At 73.0% G+C, this 19,829-nt stretch carries 23 protein-coding genes; 7 read left to right on the forward strand and 16 right to left on the reverse strand.

The window, feature by feature from the left end; translation table 11 throughout:
• Positions 1–30: 30 nt before the first annotated feature.
• The 5 genes from DFJ69_RS02485 to DFJ69_RS02505 form a co-directional block, all read right to left on the reverse strand.
• Positions 31–336 (reverse strand): DUF3817 domain-containing protein, encoded by a 306-nt coding sequence (locus DFJ69_RS02485; RefSeq protein ID WP_116020973.1) that lies wholly within the window; start codon positions 334–336, stop codon positions 31–33.
• A gap of 92 nt (positions 337–428) precedes the next feature.
• Positions 429–788 (reverse strand): hypothetical protein, encoded by a 360-nt coding sequence (locus tag DFJ69_RS02490; RefSeq protein ID WP_245973950.1) that lies wholly within the window; start codon positions 786–788, stop codon positions 429–431.
• A 1-nt stretch (position 789) separates the two neighbouring features.
• A complete protein-coding gene (locus DFJ69_RS02495; protein ID WP_116020975.1) occupies positions 790–1,914 on the reverse strand; it encodes a glycosyltransferase in 1,125 nt (374 codons plus the stop codon).
• The gene (locus DFJ69_RS02500; RefSeq protein WP_116020976.1) at positions 1,911–2,645 is read right to left on the reverse strand and encodes a DUF2334 domain-containing protein; all 735 of its coding nucleotides are present in this window, start codon (positions 2,643–2,645) and stop codon (positions 1,911–1,913) included. Before DFJ69_RS02500 ends, DFJ69_RS02495 begins: the two co-directional genes overlap by 4 nt.
• On the reverse strand, positions 2,642–3,763 hold the full coding sequence (locus DFJ69_RS02505; protein WP_211328489.1) for a glycosyltransferase family 4 protein: 1,122 nt from the start codon (positions 3,761–3,763) through the stop codon (positions 2,642–2,644). The genes DFJ69_RS02500 and DFJ69_RS02505 overlap by 4 nt, the downstream gene beginning before the upstream one ends.
• A 189-nt stretch (positions 3,764–3,952) precedes the next feature.
• Here DFJ69_RS02505 and DFJ69_RS02510 point away from each other — a divergent pair, with 189 nt between their 5' ends.
• Positions 3,953–4,495, forward strand: a complete 543-nt coding sequence (locus DFJ69_RS02510) for a methylated-DNA--[protein]-cysteine S-methyltransferase (RefSeq protein WP_245973952.1) — start codon at positions 3,953–3,955, stop codon at positions 4,493–4,495.
• A gap of 59 nt (positions 4,496–4,554) precedes the next feature.
• On the forward strand, positions 4,555–5,172 hold the full coding sequence (locus tag DFJ69_RS02515; RefSeq protein WP_116020978.1) for a TetR/AcrR family transcriptional regulator: 618 nt from the start codon (positions 4,555–4,557) through the stop codon (positions 5,170–5,172).
• On the opposite strand, the gene DFJ69_RS02520 is transcribed toward DFJ69_RS02515, so the two are convergent.
• Positions 5,147–5,578, reverse strand: coding sequence for a phage holin family protein (locus DFJ69_RS02520; protein WP_116020979.1), 432 nt, complete (start codon positions 5,576–5,578; stop codon positions 5,147–5,149). The genes DFJ69_RS02515 and DFJ69_RS02520 overlap by 26 nt on opposite strands.
• A gap of 133 nt (positions 5,579–5,711) precedes the next feature.
• Here DFJ69_RS02520 and DFJ69_RS02525 point away from each other — a divergent pair, with 133 nt between their 5' ends.
• A complete protein-coding gene (locus DFJ69_RS02525; protein ID WP_116020980.1) occupies positions 5,712–6,281 on the forward strand; it encodes a hemerythrin domain-containing protein in 570 nt (189 codons plus the stop codon).
• A gap of 327 nt (positions 6,282–6,608) precedes the next feature.
• Here the strand turns inward: DFJ69_RS02525 and DFJ69_RS02530 are convergent, their stop codons facing one another.
• The 6 genes from DFJ69_RS02530 to DFJ69_RS02545 all read right to left on the reverse strand — a co-directional run bounded on the left by DFJ69_RS02530 (position 6,609) and on the right by DFJ69_RS02545 (position 10,670).
• Positions 6,609–7,514: an oxidoreductase gene (locus tag DFJ69_RS02530; protein ID WP_116020981.1), complete on the reverse strand. Its 906-nt coding sequence runs from the start codon at positions 7,512–7,514 to the stop codon at positions 6,609–6,611.
• A 31-nt stretch (positions 7,515–7,545) separates the two neighbouring features.
• Entirely contained in the window at positions 7,546–8,034 is a 489-nt protein-coding gene (locus DFJ69_RS02535) for a glutathione peroxidase (RefSeq protein WP_116020982.1), read from the reverse strand.
• Positions 8,035–8,122: 88 nt separating this feature from the next.
• Positions 8,123–8,281 carry a hypothetical protein gene (locus tag DFJ69_RS34040; RefSeq protein ID WP_170177514.1) on the reverse strand — a complete coding sequence of 53 codons (159 nt, stop codon included), beginning with the start codon at positions 8,279–8,281 and terminating at the stop codon, positions 8,123–8,125.
• A gap of 273 nt (positions 8,282–8,554) precedes the next feature.
• Positions 8,555–8,710 (reverse strand): hypothetical protein, encoded by a 156-nt coding sequence (locus tag DFJ69_RS34045; RefSeq protein ID WP_170177515.1) that lies wholly within the window; start codon positions 8,708–8,710, stop codon positions 8,555–8,557.
• A gap of 238 nt (positions 8,711–8,948) precedes the next feature.
• Positions 8,949–9,341 (reverse strand): hypothetical protein, encoded by a 393-nt coding sequence (locus DFJ69_RS02540; RefSeq protein ID WP_245973954.1) that lies wholly within the window; start codon positions 9,339–9,341, stop codon positions 8,949–8,951.
• Positions 9,342–9,431: 90 nt separating this feature from the next.
• Entirely contained in the window at positions 9,432–10,670 is a 1,239-nt protein-coding gene (locus DFJ69_RS02545; protein ID WP_116026343.1) for an LCP family protein, read from the reverse strand.
• Positions 10,671–10,826: 156 nt separating this feature from the next.
• Between DFJ69_RS02545 and DFJ69_RS02550 the strand changes: the two genes are divergently transcribed.
• Complete coding sequence (locus DFJ69_RS02550) at positions 10,827–12,776, forward strand: ABC transporter ATP-binding protein (RefSeq protein WP_116020983.1); 1,950 nt, start codon at positions 10,827–10,829, stop codon at positions 12,774–12,776.
• Between the two features lie 8 nt (positions 12,777–12,784).
• Here the strand turns inward: DFJ69_RS02550 and DFJ69_RS02555 are convergent, their stop codons facing one another.
• Complete coding sequence (locus tag DFJ69_RS02555) at positions 12,785–16,357, reverse strand: AAA family ATPase (RefSeq protein ID WP_116020984.1); 3,573 nt, start codon at positions 16,355–16,357, stop codon at positions 12,785–12,787.
• Between the two features lie 107 nt (positions 16,358–16,464).
• Here DFJ69_RS02555 and DFJ69_RS34050 point away from each other — a divergent pair, with 107 nt between their 5' ends.
• The 3 genes from DFJ69_RS34050 to DFJ69_RS02565 all read left to right on the forward strand — a co-directional run bounded on the left by DFJ69_RS34050 (position 16,465) and on the right by DFJ69_RS02565 (position 17,818).
• Positions 16,465–16,803, forward strand: coding sequence for an STAS domain-containing protein (locus DFJ69_RS34050; protein ID WP_170177516.1), 339 nt, complete (start codon positions 16,465–16,467; stop codon positions 16,801–16,803).
• On the forward strand, positions 16,800–17,261 hold the full coding sequence (locus tag DFJ69_RS34055; protein ID WP_170177517.1) for a MarR family winged helix-turn-helix transcriptional regulator: 462 nt from the start codon (positions 16,800–16,802) through the stop codon (positions 17,259–17,261). Before DFJ69_RS34050 ends, DFJ69_RS34055 begins: the two co-directional genes overlap by 4 nt.
• Positions 17,262–17,398: 137 nt before the next feature.
• Positions 17,399–17,818, forward strand: coding sequence for an anti-sigma factor antagonist (locus tag DFJ69_RS02565; RefSeq protein WP_170177518.1), 420 nt, complete (start codon positions 17,399–17,401; stop codon positions 17,816–17,818).
• Between the two features lie 51 nt (positions 17,819–17,869).
• Here DFJ69_RS02565 and DFJ69_RS02570 read toward each other — a convergent pair whose 3' ends face one another.
• From DFJ69_RS02570 to DFJ69_RS02580, 3 genes are all read right to left on the reverse strand, one after another.
• Entirely contained in the window at positions 17,870–18,667 is a 798-nt protein-coding gene (locus DFJ69_RS02570) for an SGNH/GDSL hydrolase family protein (protein ID WP_245973955.1), read from the reverse strand.
• Between the two features lie 71 nt (positions 18,668–18,738).
• Entirely contained in the window at positions 18,739–19,314 is a 576-nt protein-coding gene (locus DFJ69_RS02575) for a GTP-binding protein (RefSeq protein ID WP_116026344.1), read from the reverse strand.
• A gap of 34 nt (positions 19,315–19,348) precedes the next feature.
• Positions 19,349–19,822: a DUF742 domain-containing protein gene (locus DFJ69_RS02580; RefSeq protein WP_425453293.1), complete on the reverse strand. Its 474-nt coding sequence runs from the start codon at positions 19,820–19,822 to the stop codon at positions 19,349–19,351.
• Positions 19,823–19,829: the final 7 nt, after the last annotated feature.

Consider the following 19,829-nt stretch of genomic DNA (forward strand, 5'->3'; position numbering starts at 1 on the left):
CGCGGGGCCGCCGTCCAGCACCGGGAGGAGTCAGGCCCGCGCGACGGCGCGGGCGTCGCGGACGATCCGGCGCTCGACGAAGAAGGCCAGGAACGGCACCAGCCCGGCCGACACCATGATCATGAACTGCTTGACCGGCCAGCCGGCCCGGCGGTACAGGTCGAAGGAGAAGCCGAGGTACACGACGTACAGGGCGCCGTGCACGGGCGAGATGATCCCGGAGGGGGTCGGGTTGTCGCCGATGTAGCGGATCGGCATGCCGACGAAGACGACCATCAGCAGCATCACGCCGACGATGACGGCCAGGATGCGGTACCGGTTGATCGCCGCTTCCACGGTGCACTCCTCATGTCACGGGCCGGGGGCCACGGGCTCGACTCACGGGCGGGGACGGCGCGACGTCGGTCCGCGCCCGGAAGGGTCCGGCGTCAGTCGCGCCGGTGGGGTTCGGCGTTGAGGCGGGCGAGGTAGCGGTTGTAGGCCGCCAGGTCCTCGTCGTCCTCCTCGTGCAGCTTGATGATCGCGTCCTTGGCCGGCGGCTCGGCGGGTTCGAGGGGGAGCTTCGGCTTGGGGACGCCGTCGTCGTTCAGCTCGTCGCGGATCATCTTGACCCACATCACGATCACGAAGACGGCGAAGATCGGCCACTCGAAGACGTACGCCCAACTGCGGTCGTTGCCCTCCTGCGCCCGGCTGAGCTGCCACCACCCGAACACCAGGAACGCACTGCACAGCGCCACCGCGAGCGCGTGCAGCCCCAGCCAACCGGGAGTGAGAAACCGTCGCACGTCACGAGCGTACCGCCGCATCCGGCAGCCCCCGACCCACCCCCGGCGAACCGCCGGCCAGCACGTCCAGCATTCCGGACACGGTGGCCTGCCACGGATACCGCTCGGCGTGCGCCCGGGCCGCCGCGCGCCGCGCGCCCTCCGGAAGGCGCAGCACCTCTTGGACGCCGTCCGCGAATCCCTGCGGCGTCGGGGGCGCGGTGACGCCCGCGCCCTGGACGACCAATTCGCGCGCCGCGCCCCGGTCGGGCGTGACGACCGGGGTGCCGCACGCCAGGGCCTCCAAGACCGCCAGGCCGAACGCCTCCACAGGGCACGTGGTCAGGGCCACATCCGCCTCGGCCAGCAGTCGCGCGACGGCCGATCGACCGGGGACGTGCCCGTGAAAATGCACCGGCAGCCCCGATGCGGCGGCTCGCAGCGTTTCCGCCTGCGGCCCGTCCCCCACGATGTCCAGTCGTACGTCCACACCCCGCGCGCACAGTTCCCGCACCGTGGCCACGGCGAGCGCGGGGTGCTTCTCCTTAGAGAGCCGCCCAAGATGCACCAGGCGTACGGTCCCGGCCTTCTCGCGGGGAACGGGACGGAAGGTGGCCAGGTCCACGCCCAGGGGCACCCGATAGAGGGCCGGGGCACCGATCCGGAAGAACTCGTCGGCGGCGAACGCCGATGTGGCCACGATGGCGTCGAACGCCCCGGCGAGCCTGCGGTTCCACCGGTCCACGGCTGCCTCCAAGGGGAACCACCCGGGTGTACGCGGCGCGAGGATGGCGTCCAGGCGTTCGTGGGACAACAGCACCGAACGCGCCCCATGCCGCCGGGCCCACGGTGCCGCCACGGTGAGCGTGATTTTGTCCGAGACCTCGATTGCGTCGGGTTTGAGCCTGGAGAGCACCCGCAGCACGGGCCCGGGGTCCAAGACCAGCCTGTAGCCGGGGGCCACGGAAGGGCCGGGCACGGTCACCACGGTTCCGGACTCGGTCTCCCGGCGGGTGTAGGCGCGGCCGGGGATCACCAGGGTCCGTTCGTGCCCGGCGGCCGCATAGCCCTGTCCGAGCATGTTGACCGCCGTGCGCAGCCCTCCGGAGACGGGGCTGTAGAGATTGGCGAGTTGCACGATCCTCACCGAGCACCGCCTACCAGCGCCTCATAGGTCGTCGGCTTCGCCCCGGCGGCCAGCGCGTCGTCGATGGCCTCCAGCGCCGCCGTCCGAAGGCCGGGCCGGGCCAGGTCCGCCGGGTGCAGCGCGATGCGGAACGGCGTGTGGAGACGGGTGAGGGTCCTGGCCCCCCGCATCATGAGGACGGCGCCCGTTCGCTCACCCGCTCCCCCGGGTCGATGCGAGAACGCGGGCATACGGCGTGCGCGGTCCTTCTTCAGGTCGTGTACGGCCAAGTGGCTCGTCCAGTAGGCGAAGTGAAGGTCCCCCAAGGCCCGCCTGGTGCCCGGTGAGGCCAGCCAACCCGGCGGGGTGAAACCCACGACATCGATGCCGACACGGCTGAGTTCGTCCAGGCCCTGCCGGAGCAGCGCGAAAGCATGCGTCCTGGTGAGCGAGCAGAATTCGCCCGCCCCCCGGGCCATCACCTGGTTCACCGCCTGACGCCAGGGAGCGCCCCCCGGGACGCCCGCGTGCCTGAACCCGTGCAGGGACAGCTCGTGGCCCTTGCCCGCCGCCTCGTGCAGGTAGGCGACCAAGTCGGGGTCCTCCCCTATGCCGGGCCCGTCTCCGTAGGGGCCCGGGATCACCAGGAGCGTGCACGGCACGTTCCGGGCGTCCAACTCGGCGACCCACTCGGTGATCGCCCCGAACGTCGCAGGAGCCACATCGTGCACCGACACCACGAACTCGCTCATGCGGCCTGCTGCCCGGCGGGCACGCCGTACATGACGTCGTCGTAGTGACCGAGCAGCTCATCGCAGATGACGTCCCAGCCCCGCCCCCTGACCGAGCGGAACGCCTCGCGGCTCATCCGCCACCGCATGGCGGGGTCGGACACCAGGGCCTCGACCGCCGCCCTGAGGTCACCACCGTCGTCCGGGGCGAAAAGCAGCCCGTTGTGCCCGGGGCGGACGAGGTCCAGAGGGCCGCCCGCGGCGGGGGCCACGACGGGCACGCCGGAGGCCAGCCCCTCTTGGACGGCCTGACAGAAGGTCTCGTCCGCACCCGTGTGCACGAACACGTCCAAGGAGGCCACCAGCTCCGACAGCTCACCACCCGTACGGAACCCGGTGAACACCGCGTCCGGCAGCAATCGCCGCAGGCGCTCGCCCTCCGGCCCGTCGCCTACGACGACCAGCCGTGCGCCGGGGATGCCCACCAGGCGGGTGAGCATTTCCGGGCGCTTCTCCGCGGCGAGGCGCCCCACGTACCCGATGAGCACCTCGTTCCCCGGGGCGAGGCGTGCGCGTACGCCCTCCGACCGGTGCCGAGGGTGGAAGGCCGTCTGGTCCACTCCGCGGGCCCACAACGCCAGACGCGGCACCCCGCGTCGTTCCAGCTCGCCCAGCACCGGAGTGGACGGCACCAGGGTACGGTCGGCGCGCCCGTGGATGTGGCGCAGCCACGACCAGATGAGCGGGGTGGCCATGCCGCACCGGTAGCGGCGCGCGAAGCCGGCCATGTCGGTCTGGAAGACGGCGACGGCGGGCACGTCCATCCGCCGCGCCGCCGACAGCCCGCCCGCGCCGAGCACGAACGGCGAGGCCAGATGCACCACGTCGGGCGCGAAGTCGCGCAGCGCCGCGCGCACCCGCCCCGTCGGCACCCCGACCGTGAACGACCGGTAGAACGGCAGGCAGAACCCCGGCACCGGCTCCACCGGTTGACCCGCGTAACGGTCCGGTCCGGGCTCGGGGGCGACGATCAGCACCTCGTGACGTCGGGCGGCCAACTGCTCGGCGACCCGGCACACCGAGTTGGTGACTCCGTTGATACGGGGGAGGAACGACTCGGTCACGATGGCGACTCTCACGGCGCAGAGCGTGACCGTGCCGTCCGACGCTCCGGCCGCCCGCCGGCGCCCTTGTGGGAAACAACAGGCGAACGTCCCGGCGCGAAGAATGTCGGCGGCGCCCGCTATCTTCCGGGGCATGGCCACGGCACAGGCGTACGTTGAGTGCGGTCTCGGAGTCGGAGGGAGTGGGGATGGGGGTGCCGAGTCGTGGGTGAGACGGTGGCGTTCGGGGCCGTGGGCACGCCGCTCGGGCGGATGCTCGTGGCGATGACCGAGGTCGGGGTGGTGTCGCTCGATTTCCACGACTCCCCCGAGGCGCGGCGGGCGGTCGCCGAGCGGGCCGGGTTGCCGGTGGTGGAGGACCCGGTGCGGACGGCGGCGGCGTTGGAGGGGCTCGCGGGGTACTTCGCCGGCGGGCTGCGGGAGTTCGGGCTGCCGGTGGACTGGCGGCTGACGTCGCGGGTGCAGCGGCAGGTGCTGGACACGCTGTACGCGTCGGTTCCGTACGGCCGGGTGCTGACGTACGGGGAGCTGGGCGAACGCAGCGGGATCGGGGTCCCGGCACGGGCCATCGGCCAGGTGATGGGGGCCAACCCGATCCCGGTGATCGTGCCGTGCCATCGGATCGTGGCCGGCAACGGTCTCGGCGGCTACAGCGGCGGGTCCGGCGTGGAGATCAAACGCTGGCTGCTCACCCTGGAGGGGGCGCTCCCGGCGACATTCGACTGGGACCCCGAGCAGGGGCCCTGACCAGCGAGGGGCCGGCGCGGGGCCGCGCCTTGGCGGCCCCGGGAACGTACGATGGGAGGGTGCCGAGGATCAGTGCGCCCACGGTCGCCGAGCATCGCGAACGGCAGGTGCGGACGCTGCTCGACGCCGCCGGGGCGTTGGTGGCCGAGGAGGGACCGCAGGCGTTGACGTTGGCGGCCCTCGCCCGCCGGGTGGGGCTGTCCCGCCCCGGCCTGTACGAGTACTTCCGTTCCAAGGACGACCTGGTCGCCGCCGTCGTCGAGGAGGCGCTGCCCCGGTGGGCCGCCCGCGTGGAGGACGCCGTCACCACCGTCGAGGGCCCGGCGGCCACGACCGAGGCGTACGTCCGCGTCCAACTCGACGCGATGACCGACGGCGGGCACGCGGCGGCGGTCGCCCTGGTGGAGCACGCCCTGACCGCGCCCGCCCGGGAACGCGTCCGCCGGCGTCAGGCCCGGCTGCTGCGGCCGCTGATCGGCGCGTTCGCCGAGGCCGGGGTGCCCGACGCGGTGCTCCGCGCCGAACTGGTGCAGGGCATCGTCGACGCCGCCGCGCACGCCGTCCGTCGCGATCCGGAGTCCTCGGAACGGATCACCGACACGGCCGCCGACCAGGCCGTCCGGGGTCTCCCCCGGCCGGCCGGCCCGGACGTCAGTGGTGGTGGGCCTTCTCCCTGACGACCTGAACGTCCTTCTTCATCGACTCGACGGCGCGTTCCGGCTTGGGCGGGACGGCCTTGCGCGTCTGGGCGCGTCCCATCATCGACATGATCGCCGCCGCGGCCAGCAGGACCGCCGCCACGATGAGCGCCGCGGCCCAGCCCGGCATCACCAGCGCGAGGGCCAGGACGATCGCCGCGAGCAGGACGCCCACGCCGTACAGGGCGGTGACCGCGGCCCCGCCCAGCAGACCCGCGCCTCGCCCGGCCCGCTTGCCCTTCTCGGTCAGCTCGGTACGGGCCAGCCGGATCTCCTGCTGGGCCAGGTCCCGGATCTGGTCCGACAGCCGCTTCAGCAGTTCGGCGGTCGGCCTGTCCTTGAGCGCCCCGTTCGGGGAGCGCTCCTCGACCAGCTTCGTTGCCACAGGGTCCACCTCCTCAGGTCACGGGCGGTCGCGCCGGGCCATACCCCGGCGAACCGGATGGATGCGCGGCACCCGGTCGTTTGGCCCCGCGAACGGGGGGTAAGGCGCGGCCGTCGGCGGAAGGGGGTCGGTGATGACCGCGCAGGGCGGACACCCGGACGTGATCGGCGTGCTGACGCACGACCATCGGGAGATCGAGGCCATGCTCGACCGCTGGGACACCATCCCGGCGGATCGGACCGCCCTCCGGCGGGAGCTGGTCGACAAGCTGATCATCGAGGTGGTCCGCCACGGGGTCGCCGAGGAGGAGTACCTCTACCCGGCGGTGCGGCGATGGGTGCCCGGAGGCGACCGGATCGCCGACAAGGCGATCGCCGACCAGGCCGCCGCCGAACGGACCATGAAGGAACTGGAGCGCATCGAGGCCGGCGACCCCCACTTCGGCGAGGTCTTCGCCCGCCTGGCCCGCGAGGTGCGCGAGCACGTGGCCGACGGCGAGGGTGTCATCCTCCCCCGCCTGGCCGCCGTCTGCGACGAGGCCACCCTCACCGACCTGGGCGGCCGGATCGAACGCGCCGAACGCATGGCGCCCACCCGTCCCCACCCGAGCGCCCCCGACACCCCGCCGCTCAACAGGCTGTCCGCCCCGGCCACCGGCCTGGTGGACCGGGCCCGCGACGTGGTGACCCGACGCGGCAGATAACCCGGGCCGGCTGAACGGCCCCACCGCTCCTTCCGCCGGGGCCGTTCAGCCCGCCGAGGTCACCACCGCGTCCACCACGACCGAGACCACGTCTGTACAAGGGCCCGTCGAGGGCCGTCCAGGCCGCCGCTTCACCACCGCGCCCACGCCGGCGATGCCTGCTCGATGGCCCGATGGGGCCGTCAGGCCGCCGGCGCGATGCCTGCTCGATGGCTCCGCTGGGGGCCGTTCCGGCCGCCCGGGTCGCCCATCGCGCACGACGAAGGGGGCACGAGGGGTGCGTCGCCGGCTCTTCCCGGCGAAGGCGTGGTCGGGGGGGAGGCGGGGCTAGGGGTAGGCGACACCGGTGAGGGTGGTGGAGACGTCCCAGAGGCGGCGGGCGAGGTCGGGGTCGGAGGCGGTGGGGCTGGTGCGGACGCGGGTGGGGAGGCCGCGTTGTTGGAAGGGGCCGCGCGGTCCGTAGCAGGCGCCGCCGTGAACGTTCGGGGCGGTGGCGGCGTATAGGGAGGGCAGGGCGCCGGCGGCGTCGGATTGGGCGACGACGCGGTTGGCGGCGGTCATGAGGCGTTCGTTGATGCGGCTGCCGGCCATGCGGGGGCCGGTGGTCTGGAGGTTGGTGGCGGCGTAGCCGGGGTGGGCCGCCGTGGAGGTCAGGCCGGAGACTCGGCGGTCGAGCTCCTTGGCGAATAGCAGGTTGGCGAGCTTGGACTGGTTGTAGGCCCGCCAGCGGCGGTAGCGGCGGGTGCCCTGCAGGTCGTCGAAGTGGATGCGGCCCGCCCAGGCCAGCAGGCTCGTCACCGTGACGACCCGGGGCGCCGGGGCGGCCAGCAGGGCGGGTAGGAGCAGGCCGGTGAGGGCGAAGTGCCCGAGATGGTTGGTGCCGAACTGCATCTCGAAGCCGTCGGCGGTGGTGCGCCGGGGCAGGGCCATGACGCCGGCGTTGTTGATCAGGATGTCCAGTGGGTCCCCGCCGTGCTCGTTCGCGAACGCCCGTACGGAGGACAGGTCGGCGAGGTCGAGGGAGGCCAGGGCGACGTCGGCGTCCGGGGCGGTGGCCCGGATGCGGGCCAGGGCCGCGCCGCCGCGTTCGGCGCTGCGGCAGGCCAGCACGACCGACGCGCCGGCGCGGGCCAGCGCCAGCGCCGTGTGGAGGCCGATGCCGCTGTTGGCGCCGGTCACGACGGCGCGGCGCCCGGTCAGGTCGGGGATGTCCGGCGCACGTCGGCCGCCCATGGCTCTCAGCTCCCTTGAGGCCGCCGCCGGGTCAGGCGGGCAGCACCCGTTCGACGGCCGTGACGAGCTCGTCGGTGTCCGGCTCGGTCTGGGGGGCGAACCGCGCCGCCACGGTGCCGTCCGGGGCGATGAGGAACTTCTCGAAGTTCCACCGGATGTCGCCGGAGTGACCGGAGGCGTCGGCGGTGTCCACCAGCCCCCGGTAGAGGGGGTGCCGGCCCTCCCCGTTGACCTCGACCTTCTCGGTCATCGGGAAGGTGACGCCGTAGGTCGTCGAGCAGAACTCGGCGATCTCGTCGGCGCCGCCGGGCTCCTGGCCCATGAACTGGTTGCAGGGCACCCCGAGGACGGTGAAGCCGCGCGGCGCGTAGCGCTCGTGCAGCTCCTCCAGCCCCTTGTACTGGGGTGTCAGCCCGCATCTCGAGGCGACGTTGACCACCAGCATGGCCTTGCCGCGGTACTGGGCGAGGTCGGCGGGGCCGCCTCGCAGGCTCTGGATCTCCACGTCGTGTACCGACATGGTCCCCGATCCTAGAAGATCGGGGTCACCAGGTGGGAAGCCCACGTCCTCGTCGACGCGGGCCCGATGCGACGTCGTGCCCGGCCCGTCAGGTCCCGATCGAGCTGACGAACTGCGAGAGCGAGTCGCCGGCGTCGCCCAGCGCGCCGATGGTGTTGTTCACCACGTCGGCCGCGGCCTGTGGATCCGTCCACAGGTAGAAGATGACAAAGGCGATCGCCGCATAGCGAAGGTGCTTCTTGTTCATCCCGTCGCCGTCCCTCATGTAGCGCAGTGGCACACCGACCCAACGTCAGATGTGCCCCTCTGCATCTGCCCGCAAAGAGACTGTAAGGCTTTCCTCTCCCGAGAGGTACGTGGTCAACGATCGAGTCGTGCCTTACTTGCTGGTCACCCTTGGACGATGAGATCGGCCACACCCATGAATCGTGGCGGAATCGACGGCGGTGTCCGGTTCATGACGACGAAACAGCCCCGTGCCCGGGATGGGCACGGGGCTGTGAGATTTCCGTGGACGCGATCAGGGGATCGCGCTCACGAACGTGGACAGCGACTCGGCCGCGTGACCGAGCCCGCCCATCGCGTTCGACACCAGGTCGGCCGCCCCGTCGGGCCTGGTGATCACATACCAGGCCGCGAAGGCCAGGGCGGACAACTTCACCCACTTCTTGTTCATGGCCCCCCACTTTCCGTGCATCCATACTCACGCAGGGTGATTCCCGTTGACGGGGGGACATGCGCCAAGGAACGGCAAAGACGGCGGTCCGTCCGGACGACGCCCGGCCGGGCCCGGCGCGTCGCCCTCCACGGAAGCCCCCGAGCGCCCCGAAACCCCGTGAGACGGCGCACAAGGCCACATCCATGACTCCCGGGGCTCGGGAGTCGTCCGGGCGCTTCCGACGCCCTGAGGGCCTCTAGGAGCCCGAGGAGCCCGTTGCGCCTGGGGGCTCAGAGAGGCGGGAGGTGTCGGACGGGGCCAGATAGTCGAGGTAGACCGGACGCAGCGCCTCGGCCACGTCGCCCTCGCCCGCGTGGAGGAACTCGTTGATCAGCGCCGAGACGTGCAGGATGTCGGCGGTGCCCTGGGCCGGCTGCCCGGCGGCGGCCTCCGCCGGCGGGATGTCGCGCAGCACCCGCCACAGGAAGCCCAGGTCACCGCGTGCCAACGCGAGCTTCATCGCCCGGTCGTGCAGCTCTCCCGTGGGCAGGCGGTCCAACTCGGCGTACTCCTCGGAGTGACCCGAGGGGCCCGAGGGACCCGAGGGGCCCGAGGCGGCGGAGGGGGATTGCGAGGAATCGGCGGCCATGCCAGATGTCTAACCGCCGAGACAGTGTCTAATCACCGCCCACCCCGGGCGCGGCGCGGCCGTCGGAGACGGGCCGGGGTAAGTGAAACGTCACCTCTTGATGAGGTCGCTCGGGATCGCACGGTCCTCACGGAGCGCCTCGAAGAGGGCGGAGGACTTGGCGGTGTCCCATCGGACGTAGGAGCCCGCCGCCGCCGAGGAGCCGAAGCCGCCGACGGGCACCGTGGTGGTGACGCCGTCGCCGCCGCCGATGCTGCGCATCGCCCACATCAGCCGGGCGAGGTCGTGCAGGTGATCGTTCTCGTCCACGGTGAAGTTGGACGTGGAGTTCATCGCCAGCGGGATCGACCGGAACGGGTTGAACAGGACGCCCGGCCCGGACGCCTTGTCCATCAGGGCGGCGAAGAACTGCCGCTGGTGCTCGACCCGCTGGAGGTCCCCATTGGCGAACTTGCGGGTGCGGACGTAGCCGAGGGCCTCGCCCCCGCTGAGGGTCTGGCAGCCCTCCTTGAGGTCCAGCCCCGCCTTCGGGTCCTTGAGGGGCTCCTTGACGCAGAGGTCCACACCGCCGATCGCGTCCACGACGCCCACGAAACCGCCGAAGCCGATCTCCGCGTAGTGGTCGACGCGGATGCCGGTGGCCTTCTCGACCGTCCGCACCAGCAGCTTGGGGCCGCCGTACGCGAAGGCGGCGTTGAGCTTGTTGGAGCCACGCCCCGGGATCGGCACGTACGAGTCGCGCGGGAGGCTGAGCAGCGTGGTGCCGCCGTCGCCGTAGTGCACCAGCATCATCGAGTCGGTGCGGCGTCCGGAGCCCCCTCCGGTGGCGTACTCCTTGCGCTGCTTCTTCGACAGGCCCTCACGGCTGTCGGAGCCGACGACGAGCCAGTTGGTGCCGGGAGTGTCGGCGGGACGGCCCTCATAGTCGCCGAGGACGTCCTCGCGCTGGAGCCGCGAGTCGAGGAAGAAGTAGCCGCCGACCACGAAGAGCAGCATCAGGGCCACGAGGATGCCCGTCACCCTGGGCCAGCGCCGGCGGCGCGGGCCGGCGGCGCGACGGGAGGTGCGCCCACCCGGGGGCACGGCGCCTCGGGACGGCGGGCGGCCGGGAGGCCCTTGGCGGTGGCCCTGACCGTCGTCGTACGGGTCTTGGCCGTGACCGTCGTCAGGCCCCTCGGCGGACCCGCGCGCCACCGACTCGTCATAGCCGAAGGCGCCGTGATCGTAGCCCCGCCCGTGACGGCCGCCGAGGGTGTCATGATCACCGGCCTGGGGCGGGATCCGCTCGGTCGGTGCCTCCACTCCGCGGTTCCGCCGCTCCTCTGTCATGACGCCCAACATATTCAAACCGGGACGTTCCCGTGTCCATCTCTCGCATGATGACGAGCCCTCTCCTGTCGGTCTGAAGTGTGATACCTGCCATGGAATCCGCCGAGCCCGGAGGCAGACTTGAGCCTCGTGACTCGGGCGAAGCGAGGGGGCTGGATGGCGGCACGCCGGCGTTTCCCGCCGTGGAGGAAGGGCGGGAGGGGCCGGCGCGACGACTCCGCGCCGGCCCCGGCCGACCGACCGCAGGTCGTCGCGCCCGGCTGGATGGAACGGGCCGGCGAGATGGCCGAGACGGGGCTGGGCACGATGGCCCGGCGGCTGCCCGCGCTGGTCGCGCAGTCGGTGCGGCTCGCGTGGCGGGCGAGCCCGTCGGACACGATCGTGACGATCTCCCTGAACCTGGCGGCCGGGTTCTTCACCGCGTTCGGGCTGCTGGCGACCACCGGGGTCCTCACCGCGTTGTTCTCGTCCGGGCCGACCCCCGACCGGGTGCGCGACGCGCTGCCGTCGCTGGTGGTGGTGGCCGTGGCGGCGGGGCTGCGGGCGGCGTTGCAGGCGGGCGCGGGCTGGGCGCAGTCGCGGCTGAAGCCCCAGGTCGAGCGGATCGTGGAGATGCGCCTGTACGACCTGACCACGGCGGTCGACCTGGCCGCCCTGGACGACTCGGACTTCCTCGACGAGCTCAACCGGGCCAAGGGCCCCGGCCTGTACGCCGCGCCGGCCGTCGTCTCCGGGGCCGTCGACATCCTCACCGGCTCCGTCGGCGTGCTGGCAGCGGCGGGCACCCTGGGGGTGCTGCACCCGCTGCTGCTGCCGCTGCTCCTGCTGACGGCCGTTCCCGAGGGCTGGGCGTCGGTGCGGGCCGCGCGGACCCGGTATCTGACGATGCTGTCGCTGGTGGGGGTGCGCCGCCGCAAGTGGATCCTGTCGGACCTGATGGCCGAACGGGAGCACGCCGCCGAGATCCGCTCGTTCACCATGCGGGACTTCCTGCTGGAGGAGTACGACACGCTCGCCGCCCAGGAGCGGGACGCCGAGCTGGCGGTGGCGCGGCGGCAGACGGTCGCGGTGGTGATCGGCGACGTGATGAAGGGCGTGTCGCTGGCGGCCGTGTACTCGACGCTCGGGCTGATGCTGTGGAACGGCGCGGTGCCGCTGGCCGTCGCGGGCACCGCCGTCCTGGCCATCCGCACCGGGCAGGGCGCGCTCGCCAACCTGGTGTTCGCCGTCAACCGGTGCTACGAGGAGGGCCTGTACTTCGGCGACTACATCCGCTTCTGCGAGGACGCCGAGCGCCGGGTGCCCGCGCCGCCCGAGGCGGACCCGGCGCCCGTCCCCGACGATTTCGAGCGGATCGTGGTGGACGACCTCACGTTCACCTATCCGGGGGCCGACAGGCCGTCGCTGCGGAGCGTGTCGATCGAGGTGCGCCGGGGCGAGGTCGTCGCCCTCGTCGGCGAGAACGGCTCGGGCAAGAGCACGCTCGCCAAGATGATGGCGGGCCTCTACCGGCCCGAGGGCGGCGACGTGCGGTGGGACGAGGTGTCGCTGGCCGCCATGGACCCGGGGCGGCTGCGCGAGCGGATCTCCGTGATCGCGCAGGACTACACGCACTGGCCGATGACCGCCCGGCAGAACATCACCATGGCGCGGAACGCCGACGAGGAGATGGTCCTGACGGCCTCGCGGGCGTCGGGCGCCGACGAGGTCGTCGCCGAGCTCGGCCACGGCTACGACACGCTGCTCGACCGTCGGTTCGAGGGCGGCGCCGAGCTGTCGGGCGGCCAGTGGCAGCGGCTGGCGGTGGCCCGCGGCTTCTACCGGGACGCGCCGCTGCTGATCTGCGACGAGCCGACCGCCGCGCTGGACGCCCGCGCCGAGCACATGCTGTTCGAACGGATCCGCGAGCACGCGGACGGCCGGACGGTCCTGCTGATCACGCACCGGCTCGCCAGCGTGCGGTACGCCGATCGGATCTACGTGCTGGAGCAGGGCAAGGTGATCGAGGAGGGCGACCACGACGCGCTGATGGCGACGGGCGGCCTCTACGCGGAGCTGTACGCGCTCCAGGCGTCCGCGTACCGCGTCTCCCCCGGAGGGGCCTAGCCGAAGGGCTACAGGTACGAGCCGGGGAAGGGCGCCTCGCCGGGCCGGCGCGGCGGCAGGTCCTCGGGGCGCAGCAGCCGCACCTCCTCGGCGTCGATGTCGCCGTCCCCGCTGGTGATCCGCTGCGCCTGCCGGGAGATCGCCGCGTCCAGCAGGTTGCGGATCAGGCGCGCGTTGCCGAACGAGGCGCTGCGCGGCTCGGCGGCCAGCCGGGACCGCACCTCCTCCACGACCCCGTCGGTCAGTCCGAACCCGTTCTCCGCGGTCATGAACTCCAGGATCGACACCAGCTCGTCGGAGGTGTAGTCGGGGAAGCTCAGCACCTTGGGGAAGCGGGAGTCCAGCCCGGGGTTGGACTTGAGGAACCGCTCCATCTCGGCCTCGTACCCCGCCACGATCACCACCAGGTCGCTGCGGTGCTCCTCCATCAGCTTGAGCAGCTCGGCGACCGCCTCGTGCCCGAAGTCGCCCTTGTCGTGCCCGGCCATGGTCAGCGAGTACGCCTCGTCGATGAACAGCACGCCGCCCAGCGCGCGTTCGACCGCCGCCCGCACCCGGGGCGCGGTCTGCCCGATGAACTCGGCCACCAGGTCCGCCCGCGAGACCTCCACCAGGTGCCCGGACGACAGCAGGCCCAGCCGGGCGTACACGGCGGCGATCAGCCGGGCGATGGTGGTCTTGGCGGTGCCGGGGTTGCCGGCGAACACCATGTGCCGGGTCGGGGAGCCGATCGGGATCCCGGCGTCGCGGCGGATCCGCTCGGCCTTGGCCTCGGCGACCAGCAGGCCGACCTCGTGCTTGATGGTGTCCAGCCCGATCAGCCGCTCGATCTCGGTGAGCGGGTCGCCCTCGGGCAGCTCGCCCGCCCAGGCCGAGCCCAGGGTCCCCGGCAGGTCGTCGAGCAGGATCTCCGACAGCGACTCGTCCTCGTCCACCACGTCGTCGGCCAGCACCCGGCGGCCCTGCAGCGCCACCGCCCGGTCCAGCAGTTTGACCATCAGGCGGGCGTTGGCGAAGCCGCGTTCGCGGGGGGCGGCCTGCACCAGCCCGCGCACGCGCTCCAGGACGCCCTCGCCGAGCCGGAAGCCCTCGTCCTCGGCCTTGGCGGTGAACACGCTCACCAGCTCGTCGTCGGTCAGGTCGGGGAATCGCACCGTCTTGGGGAAGTAGGCGGCCAGCTCCTGGTTGGCGCGCAGCAGCCCGTTCAGGTCGGCCTCGGGCCCGGCCAGCACCACCACCAGCTCGTCGGGGTGCGCCTGGATCGCGGCGACCAGGGCCCCCACGGCCTCGCGCAGCCGGGCCGCGTCGGCCGCGCCCGGGGTGGAGGCGAGGTTGTGGGCGTCGTCGACGAACAGCACCCCGCCGAGGGCGTGCTCGACGGCCCGCCGGACCTTGGTGCCGCTCTCGCCGGTGAACTCCCCCAGCAGATCGGCACGGTCCACCTCGACCAGGTGCCCGGCGGGCAGCACGCCGAGGTCGGCGTAGATCCGGCCCAGGATCCGGGCGATCTTCGTCTTGCCGGTGCCGGGGTTGCCGGTGAAGACCAGGTGGCGGGGCCGGGCGGCCACCGCCATGCCCGCCTCGCGGCGCAGCCGGGCCGCCTTGGCCTCGGCCGCCAGCGCGCTGACCTCCCGCTTGACCGGCTCGATCCCGGCGCAGGCGGCCAGCTCGGCCAGCGGGTCCGCGTGCGCGGCGCGGCCGGGGATCAGCCGCTGCGGCAGGTCGGCGGCGGTGATCTCGGCGGGCTCCCCGCGGCCCGCGGCGCTCTCGGCGCACTGCGCGGCCAGGTGCTCCACCAGCCGGGCGCCGCGCAGGTTGAGCAGCGGCGGCGTGCGGGTCAGGAGTATCCCGGCGGTGCGCGCCACCTCGCGGTCGACGGCCGCGCCGCGGGCGACCACCGTCCGGCGGAACAGCTCGGCGTACTCGTCCTCGCCGAACTCGCGGGTGCGGGTCACCTCGAACGAGCGCAGCAGCGCCGGATTGCCGTCGAACAGCCGTTCCTCGCCGCCCGGCCGGCACAGCGCCACCACGTCGAGCCGGGGGCTGCGGGCCATCATCCGGCGCAGCTCCTCGGCCACCGCCGGGCCGCAGCGCTCATAGGTGAACAGCTTGTCGAGGTCGTCCACCACGAGCATGGTGCGGCCCTCGATGCACTCGCGGACCCGGGCCTGCAGCCACAGCACCGCGTCGCTGACCGGCAGCGACGGGAACACCTGGTCCGACACCCACAGGGTCTGCCGGACGACGCCGCGTTCGGTCAGCACCCGTTCCAGCTCCGCCACGGCGGTGCCCTTGCCGGTGCCCTCGGGGCCGGCGATCAGCAGCCGGACCGGCTCTCCGGCGAGGCGGCCGGCGAGGGCGCGCCGCACCGCGTCGGCCAACTCCGGCTGGCCCACGATCACCTCGCCCTCGTCACCGGCCGGAACGAGAACGCCGTCGGGCGACTCGTCGGCGGCGGACCCGGCGGCGCCCGACCTGGCGAAGCGCTCGGTCAACGGGTTGGGCACGACCCGGCGGCGCTCGTACAGCCGGCGCAGGTCGACCTGGAACGCCCGGACCGGCACCCGCGAGCGCGGGGTCGTGGCGGCGTCGGGCAGGCCCTGCACCGCGCCGGTGAACCGGACGGCCATGTCCAGCCAGGCCCGGCACGCGTCGGCCTCGCCGGCGACCAGCCCGCGGGCCAGCCAGGTGCGGACCTCGTTCTGCCAGGCGTCGACAGCGAAGTCGGGTCGCAGGGCCCGGACGCGCTCCTGCACGGTCTCGTAGCGGCCGGTGCCGAGCGCGACGGCCAGCTCGGCGGGGGCGGCGGCCTTCGCGTCGGCCTGCAGCAGCAGCCGGGCCAGCGCGGTGTCGAGCGGATCGCCGTCCGGCACGGCGTCGAGCAGCCGCTCGTGCGCGGCGCCCAGCCCCGAGGCCGTCCACTCCAGATAGCCGACCGGGCCCGCCAGCTCGGGCAGCAGGGCCAGCTCCTCGTCCGTGACGGCCTCGGCCCACAGCCCGCCGAGGTCGCCCTGGGGGGCGGTGAGGTCCCGCTCCCGCTGTTCGGGGTCGGCGGCCCGCCGGTCGAACAGCCCCACGAGCGCCAGCCGCCGGGTCTCCAGCGGCTCCAGGCCCTCGAACACGTCCAGGCAGTCGCGGGCGAGCCCGTACATCAGCTCACGTCGTTCACGGTCGTCGCCGGCGGGCTCGGGCAGCCACAGCCCCGGGGGGCGCCAGCGTCCGCCCTGCGACAGCCAGGTCATCGGGTCTCGGACGGCGGGCTCGGGCCGCGCCAGGAAATCCGACAGCAGCTCGTAGTCGATGTCCCCGCGCGACCCGGCCCGGATGGCCGCGGCGCCCAGCAGGAAGGTGAGCAGCGACCACAGCTCGGCCCCGGCGGGGGACGTGCCGGGGCCGTAGAAGTCGCTCAGCGACCGGGCCAGCGTCTCGGCCCGCTCGTCGCCATTGCAGTCCGCGGCGCGTTCGCGGAGCCGCTCGTAGAGGCCGTCGGGCACCCGCCAGGGCCCGTGGGCGTAGACGTCCAGGACGGGCTCGTCGGTCAGCAGCAGCTCCAGATGCTCCGGCAGCCGTGGCGCGCTCACGCTCGTCCGTCCTTCACTTCGGGGAGGGTCTCCATCAAACTGCTGCAACCCTATGTGAACCTCCCATGGGTCGGGGCGGGCCTCGGGCCCTATGCTCTGGGGCTGAGGTGAGTGAACAATCGGGTCTCGACGACGGGGCGCTGCGGATCGTGCGCACGGCCCGTCCTCCCGGCCTGTCCTTGGCCGGGGAGATCGACGACGTCACCTATCCCGCGCTGGTCGCGGCGTTGGAGGGGCTCGCCGGGGAGTGCGCCTCGGGGGATCTGCACCTGGATCTGTCGCGGGTGGGGTTCTGCGACGTGGCGGGCCTGCGGGCGATGGTGGGGCTGGCCGAGCGCCTCGGCGACGGACGCCGGGTGGTGCTGCACGCCCCGGCCGCCCCGTTGCGGACGGTGTTGCGGGTGGTCGGGTGGGACGACGCCCGAGGGCTGGTGGTGGACGGGTGACGCACCGGAGGGCGGGGGGCGAGCCGGCCGTCGACGCGGAGCTGGTGGAGTCCGTGGAGGCGGGCGCGGAGCTGCTGCGCGAGGTGTGCGACCAGGCGCTGGAGGCGCTGGGGTCCACGGTGCCGCCGACGCAGCTCCGGGCGCTGTTGATCGTCGACCGGTTCGACCGGCTGAACCTCAACACGCTGGCCCAGGAGATGCGGGCGTCCAACTCGGCGACCAGCCGGCTGTGCGATCGACTGCAGGCGTCCGGCCTGATCGTGCGCGAGGCGGCGGCGCGCGACCGCCGGGAGGTGGTGATCTCGCTCAGCCTGCCGGGCCGGCGGCTGGTGGGATGGGCCCGCCGGCAGCGGCGGCGGGAGCTGGCGAAGGTCATCGACACGATGAGCCCGGCGGGCCGGGAGGCACTGGTCAACGGACTGTCGGCGTTCCGGGCGGCGCTGGACGGTCACCCCTGAACCTTCCTTTACCCACCTCACCGGACAAACGTCCGGCAGCCGGTTGGCAGCGCACGCGCCGTGCTGGATAGTTGACCCATGGAAATCAACCGCCGGGCGTCCGGCGGAGTCGCTTCGACCGGGAGGAGGAATCCCCCGTGCGGCAACTGACCCTGACCACGCGCGGGCGGGACGGCTGCGCCGTCATCAGCCTGCGCGGCGAACTGGACATCGCCAGCGCCGACGATCTGCGCCGGCACCTGCACGCCGCGCGCCGGACGCACGGCGACCATCTCGTCCTCGACCTCGACGACCTGGAGTTCATGGACTCCCACGGGTTGTCGGTCATCATCGGCTGTCACAAGGCCGTCACCGCCGGCGCGGGCAGCCTGGCGCTCACCGGAGCGCGCCCGATCGTCCGCCGCACCCTGCAGATCACCGGCCTGGACCGGAGGCTCTCGCTGTACGACACGGTCGAGGAGGCCACCGCGTCCACCGCGCGGACCGCCCGGACGGCCCCCGCGCCCGCCCCGCCGGCCGGGGAGGCCGCCACGAGGCCGGAGGCCACGCCCGCCTGAAGGGCCGAACGCGTGAGCCGCCCGCACCCGGATGCCGGGTGCGGGCGGTCGTCACAGGGACGAGAGGTCGGGGCGCTTGGGGTCGCGGCCGTCTCCGCTGGAACGGCCCTGGATCCGCCGCTGCACCCACGGCAGGAAGTACGTCCTCGCCCAGTACAGGTCCTCGCGGCGCTGCGCACGCCAGTCGAGGACGGCTCCTCGGGGCGGCCACGGGTCGTTCCACCGTTCCTCGACGGGCACGCCGAGCACCTCGCACACCCGCAGCGCCATCCGTCGATGCCCCTCGGACGACAGGTGGAGCCGGTCCTCGTGCCAGGCCCTGGGGTCGTTCAGCACGCTCACGGGCCACAGGTCCACCAGCAGGCAGTCGCGCCGGTCGGCGATGGCCCGCAGGTGCATGTTGAACGTGGCCGCCTTGCCGCGCGGCACGGCCCGGGTGAGCCCGCGCGGGTCGAAGCCGGTGAAGATCAGCACTCGGGCGCCGGCGCCGCGCAGTCGACGGACGGCCTCGTCGAACCGGACGGCGAGCGCGTCCGGGTCGGCCCCGGGACGGAGCATGTCGTTGCCGCCGCCGCCGAAGGTCACCAGGTCGGGCCGCATCTCCACGGCCCTGGGCACCTGGTCCTCGACCATCTGGTGCAGCAGCTTGCCGCGCACGGCCAGGTTGGCGTACCGCAACCCGGGCCGGTGCGCGGCCAGCCGTTCGGCCACCCGGTCGGCCCACCCGCGGTACCGGTCGTCGCCGGACGGGTCGGGATCATTGAGGCCCTCGGTGAAGCTGTCGCCGATCGCCACGTAGCTGTCGAACCCGCCGAGGCCCGACGCGTCCTTCACGGAGTCATCGATCACGTCATGAGATGGTGCAACACGCAAGCCCCCCTACGCGACCGTAGCCTGCGGCCCTCCCGGACGGGCGGCGGTCACGTCCAGGCCGGGCCCGCGCCGACCGCGGGGCCGGCGGCGTGCACCTTCAGCGCGTGCTGCACCAGCACGATCAGGGCCTGCTTGGTGGACTCCCGGTTGCGGGCGTCGACCTGGACGATGGGCACCTCGGGGCCGACGGTCAGCGCCTCGCGGATCTCCTCGGCGGAGTGCGAGAACTCACCGTGGAAGCCGTTCACGCCCATGACGTACGGCAGGCCCGACTCCTCGAAGTAGTCGATGGCCGCGAAGCAGTCCGACAGGCGCCGGGTGTCGACCAGCACCACCGCGCCGATCGCCCCGCGCACCAGGTCGTCCCACATGAACCAGAACCGGTGCTGGCCGGGGGTGCCGAACAGGTACAGGATGAGGTCGCTGTCGAGCGTGACCCGACCGAAGTCCATCGCCACCGTGGTGGTGGTCTTGTCCGGGACCGCGGTCAGGTCGTCGATCTCGACACTGGCGGCCGTCATCACCGCCTCGGTGGTGAGCGGCATGATCTCCGAAACCGAGCCGACGAACGTCGTCTTGCCGACCCCGAAGCCCCCGCCGACCACGATCTTCACGGAGGTCATCGAGGCGCCGCCGTCGGGGGGACGGCGCATCGGATCAGAGCTTTCGTAGACCACTGAGCACCCTTTCAAGCAAACGTACGTCGGGCTGCGCGTCGGCCGGGCGCGCCTGGTGCAGCCGCAGCAGCCCCTCGTGGGCCATGTCGGCGATGAGCACGCGGGTGACCCCGAGCGGCAGGCGCAGCAGCGCGGACACCTCCGCCACCGACCGCCAGGACCGGCACAGGTCGATGATCGCCCGGTACTCCGGCGTGAGGGTGGTGACGTCGCGCGGCGGGTACGGGGCCGCCGACACCAGGGCCTCGATGGCCAGGTCGTAGCGCGGCCGGGTGCGTCCGCCCGTCACGGTGTACGGGCGCACCAGCGAACGCCGGTCCCCGGTCGCCGCCTCCCCCGCCGGGTCGCCGGGCCAGGACTGCCGGGCGGGGTCGCCGGAACGCTCGGGACCGCCCGGCCCGCCCCGGCCGGGCCCGCCCGGTCCGGCGCCGTAATGCCGCCTGCCGTGCTCCACCACGGTG

The organism is Thermomonospora umbrina (assembly GCF_003386555.1).
Lineage (GTDB): Bacteria > Actinomycetota > Actinomycetes > Streptosporangiales > Streptosporangiaceae > Thermomonospora > Thermomonospora umbrina.

Bases quoted from the DNA above. Each gene is read 5' to 3' on its own strand.
- DFJ69_RS02550 (WP_116020983.1), top strand. From the start codon at position 10,827: ATGGCGGCACGCCGGCGTTTCCCGCCGTGGAGGAAGGGCGGGAGGGGC.
- DFJ69_RS34045 (WP_170177515.1), bottom strand. From the start codon at position 8,710: ATGAACAAGAAGTGGGTGAAGTTGTCCGCCCTGGCCTTCGCGGCCTGG.
- DFJ69_RS02530 (WP_116020981.1), bottom strand. From the start codon at position 7,514: ATGGGCGGCCGACGTGCGCCGGACATCCCCGACCTGACCGGGCGCCGC.
- DFJ69_RS02525 (WP_116020980.1), top strand. From the start codon at position 5,712: ATGACCGCGCAGGGCGGACACCCGGACGTGATCGGCGTGCTGACGCAC.
- DFJ69_RS02575 (WP_116026344.1), bottom strand. From the start codon at position 19,314: ATGACCTCCGTGAAGATCGTGGTCGGCGGGGGCTTCGGGGTCGGCAAG.
- DFJ69_RS02540 (WP_245973954.1), bottom strand. From the start codon at position 9,341: ATGGCCGCCGATTCCTCGCAATCCCCCTCCGCCGCCTCGGGCCCCTCG.
- DFJ69_RS34040 (WP_170177514.1), bottom strand. From the start codon at position 8,281: ATGAACAAGAAGCACCTTCGCTATGCGGCGATCGCCTTTGTCATCTTC.
- DFJ69_RS02545 (WP_116026343.1), bottom strand. From the start codon at position 10,670: ATGACAGAGGAGCGGCGGAACCGCGGAGTGGAGGCACCGACCGAGCGG.
- DFJ69_RS02500 (WP_116020976.1), bottom strand. From the start codon at position 2,645: ATGAGCGAGTTCGTGGTGTCGGTGCACGATGTGGCTCCTGCGACGTTC.
- DFJ69_RS02535 (WP_116020982.1), bottom strand. From the start codon at position 8,034: ATGTCGGTACACGACGTGGAGATCCAGAGCCTGCGAGGCGGCCCCGCC.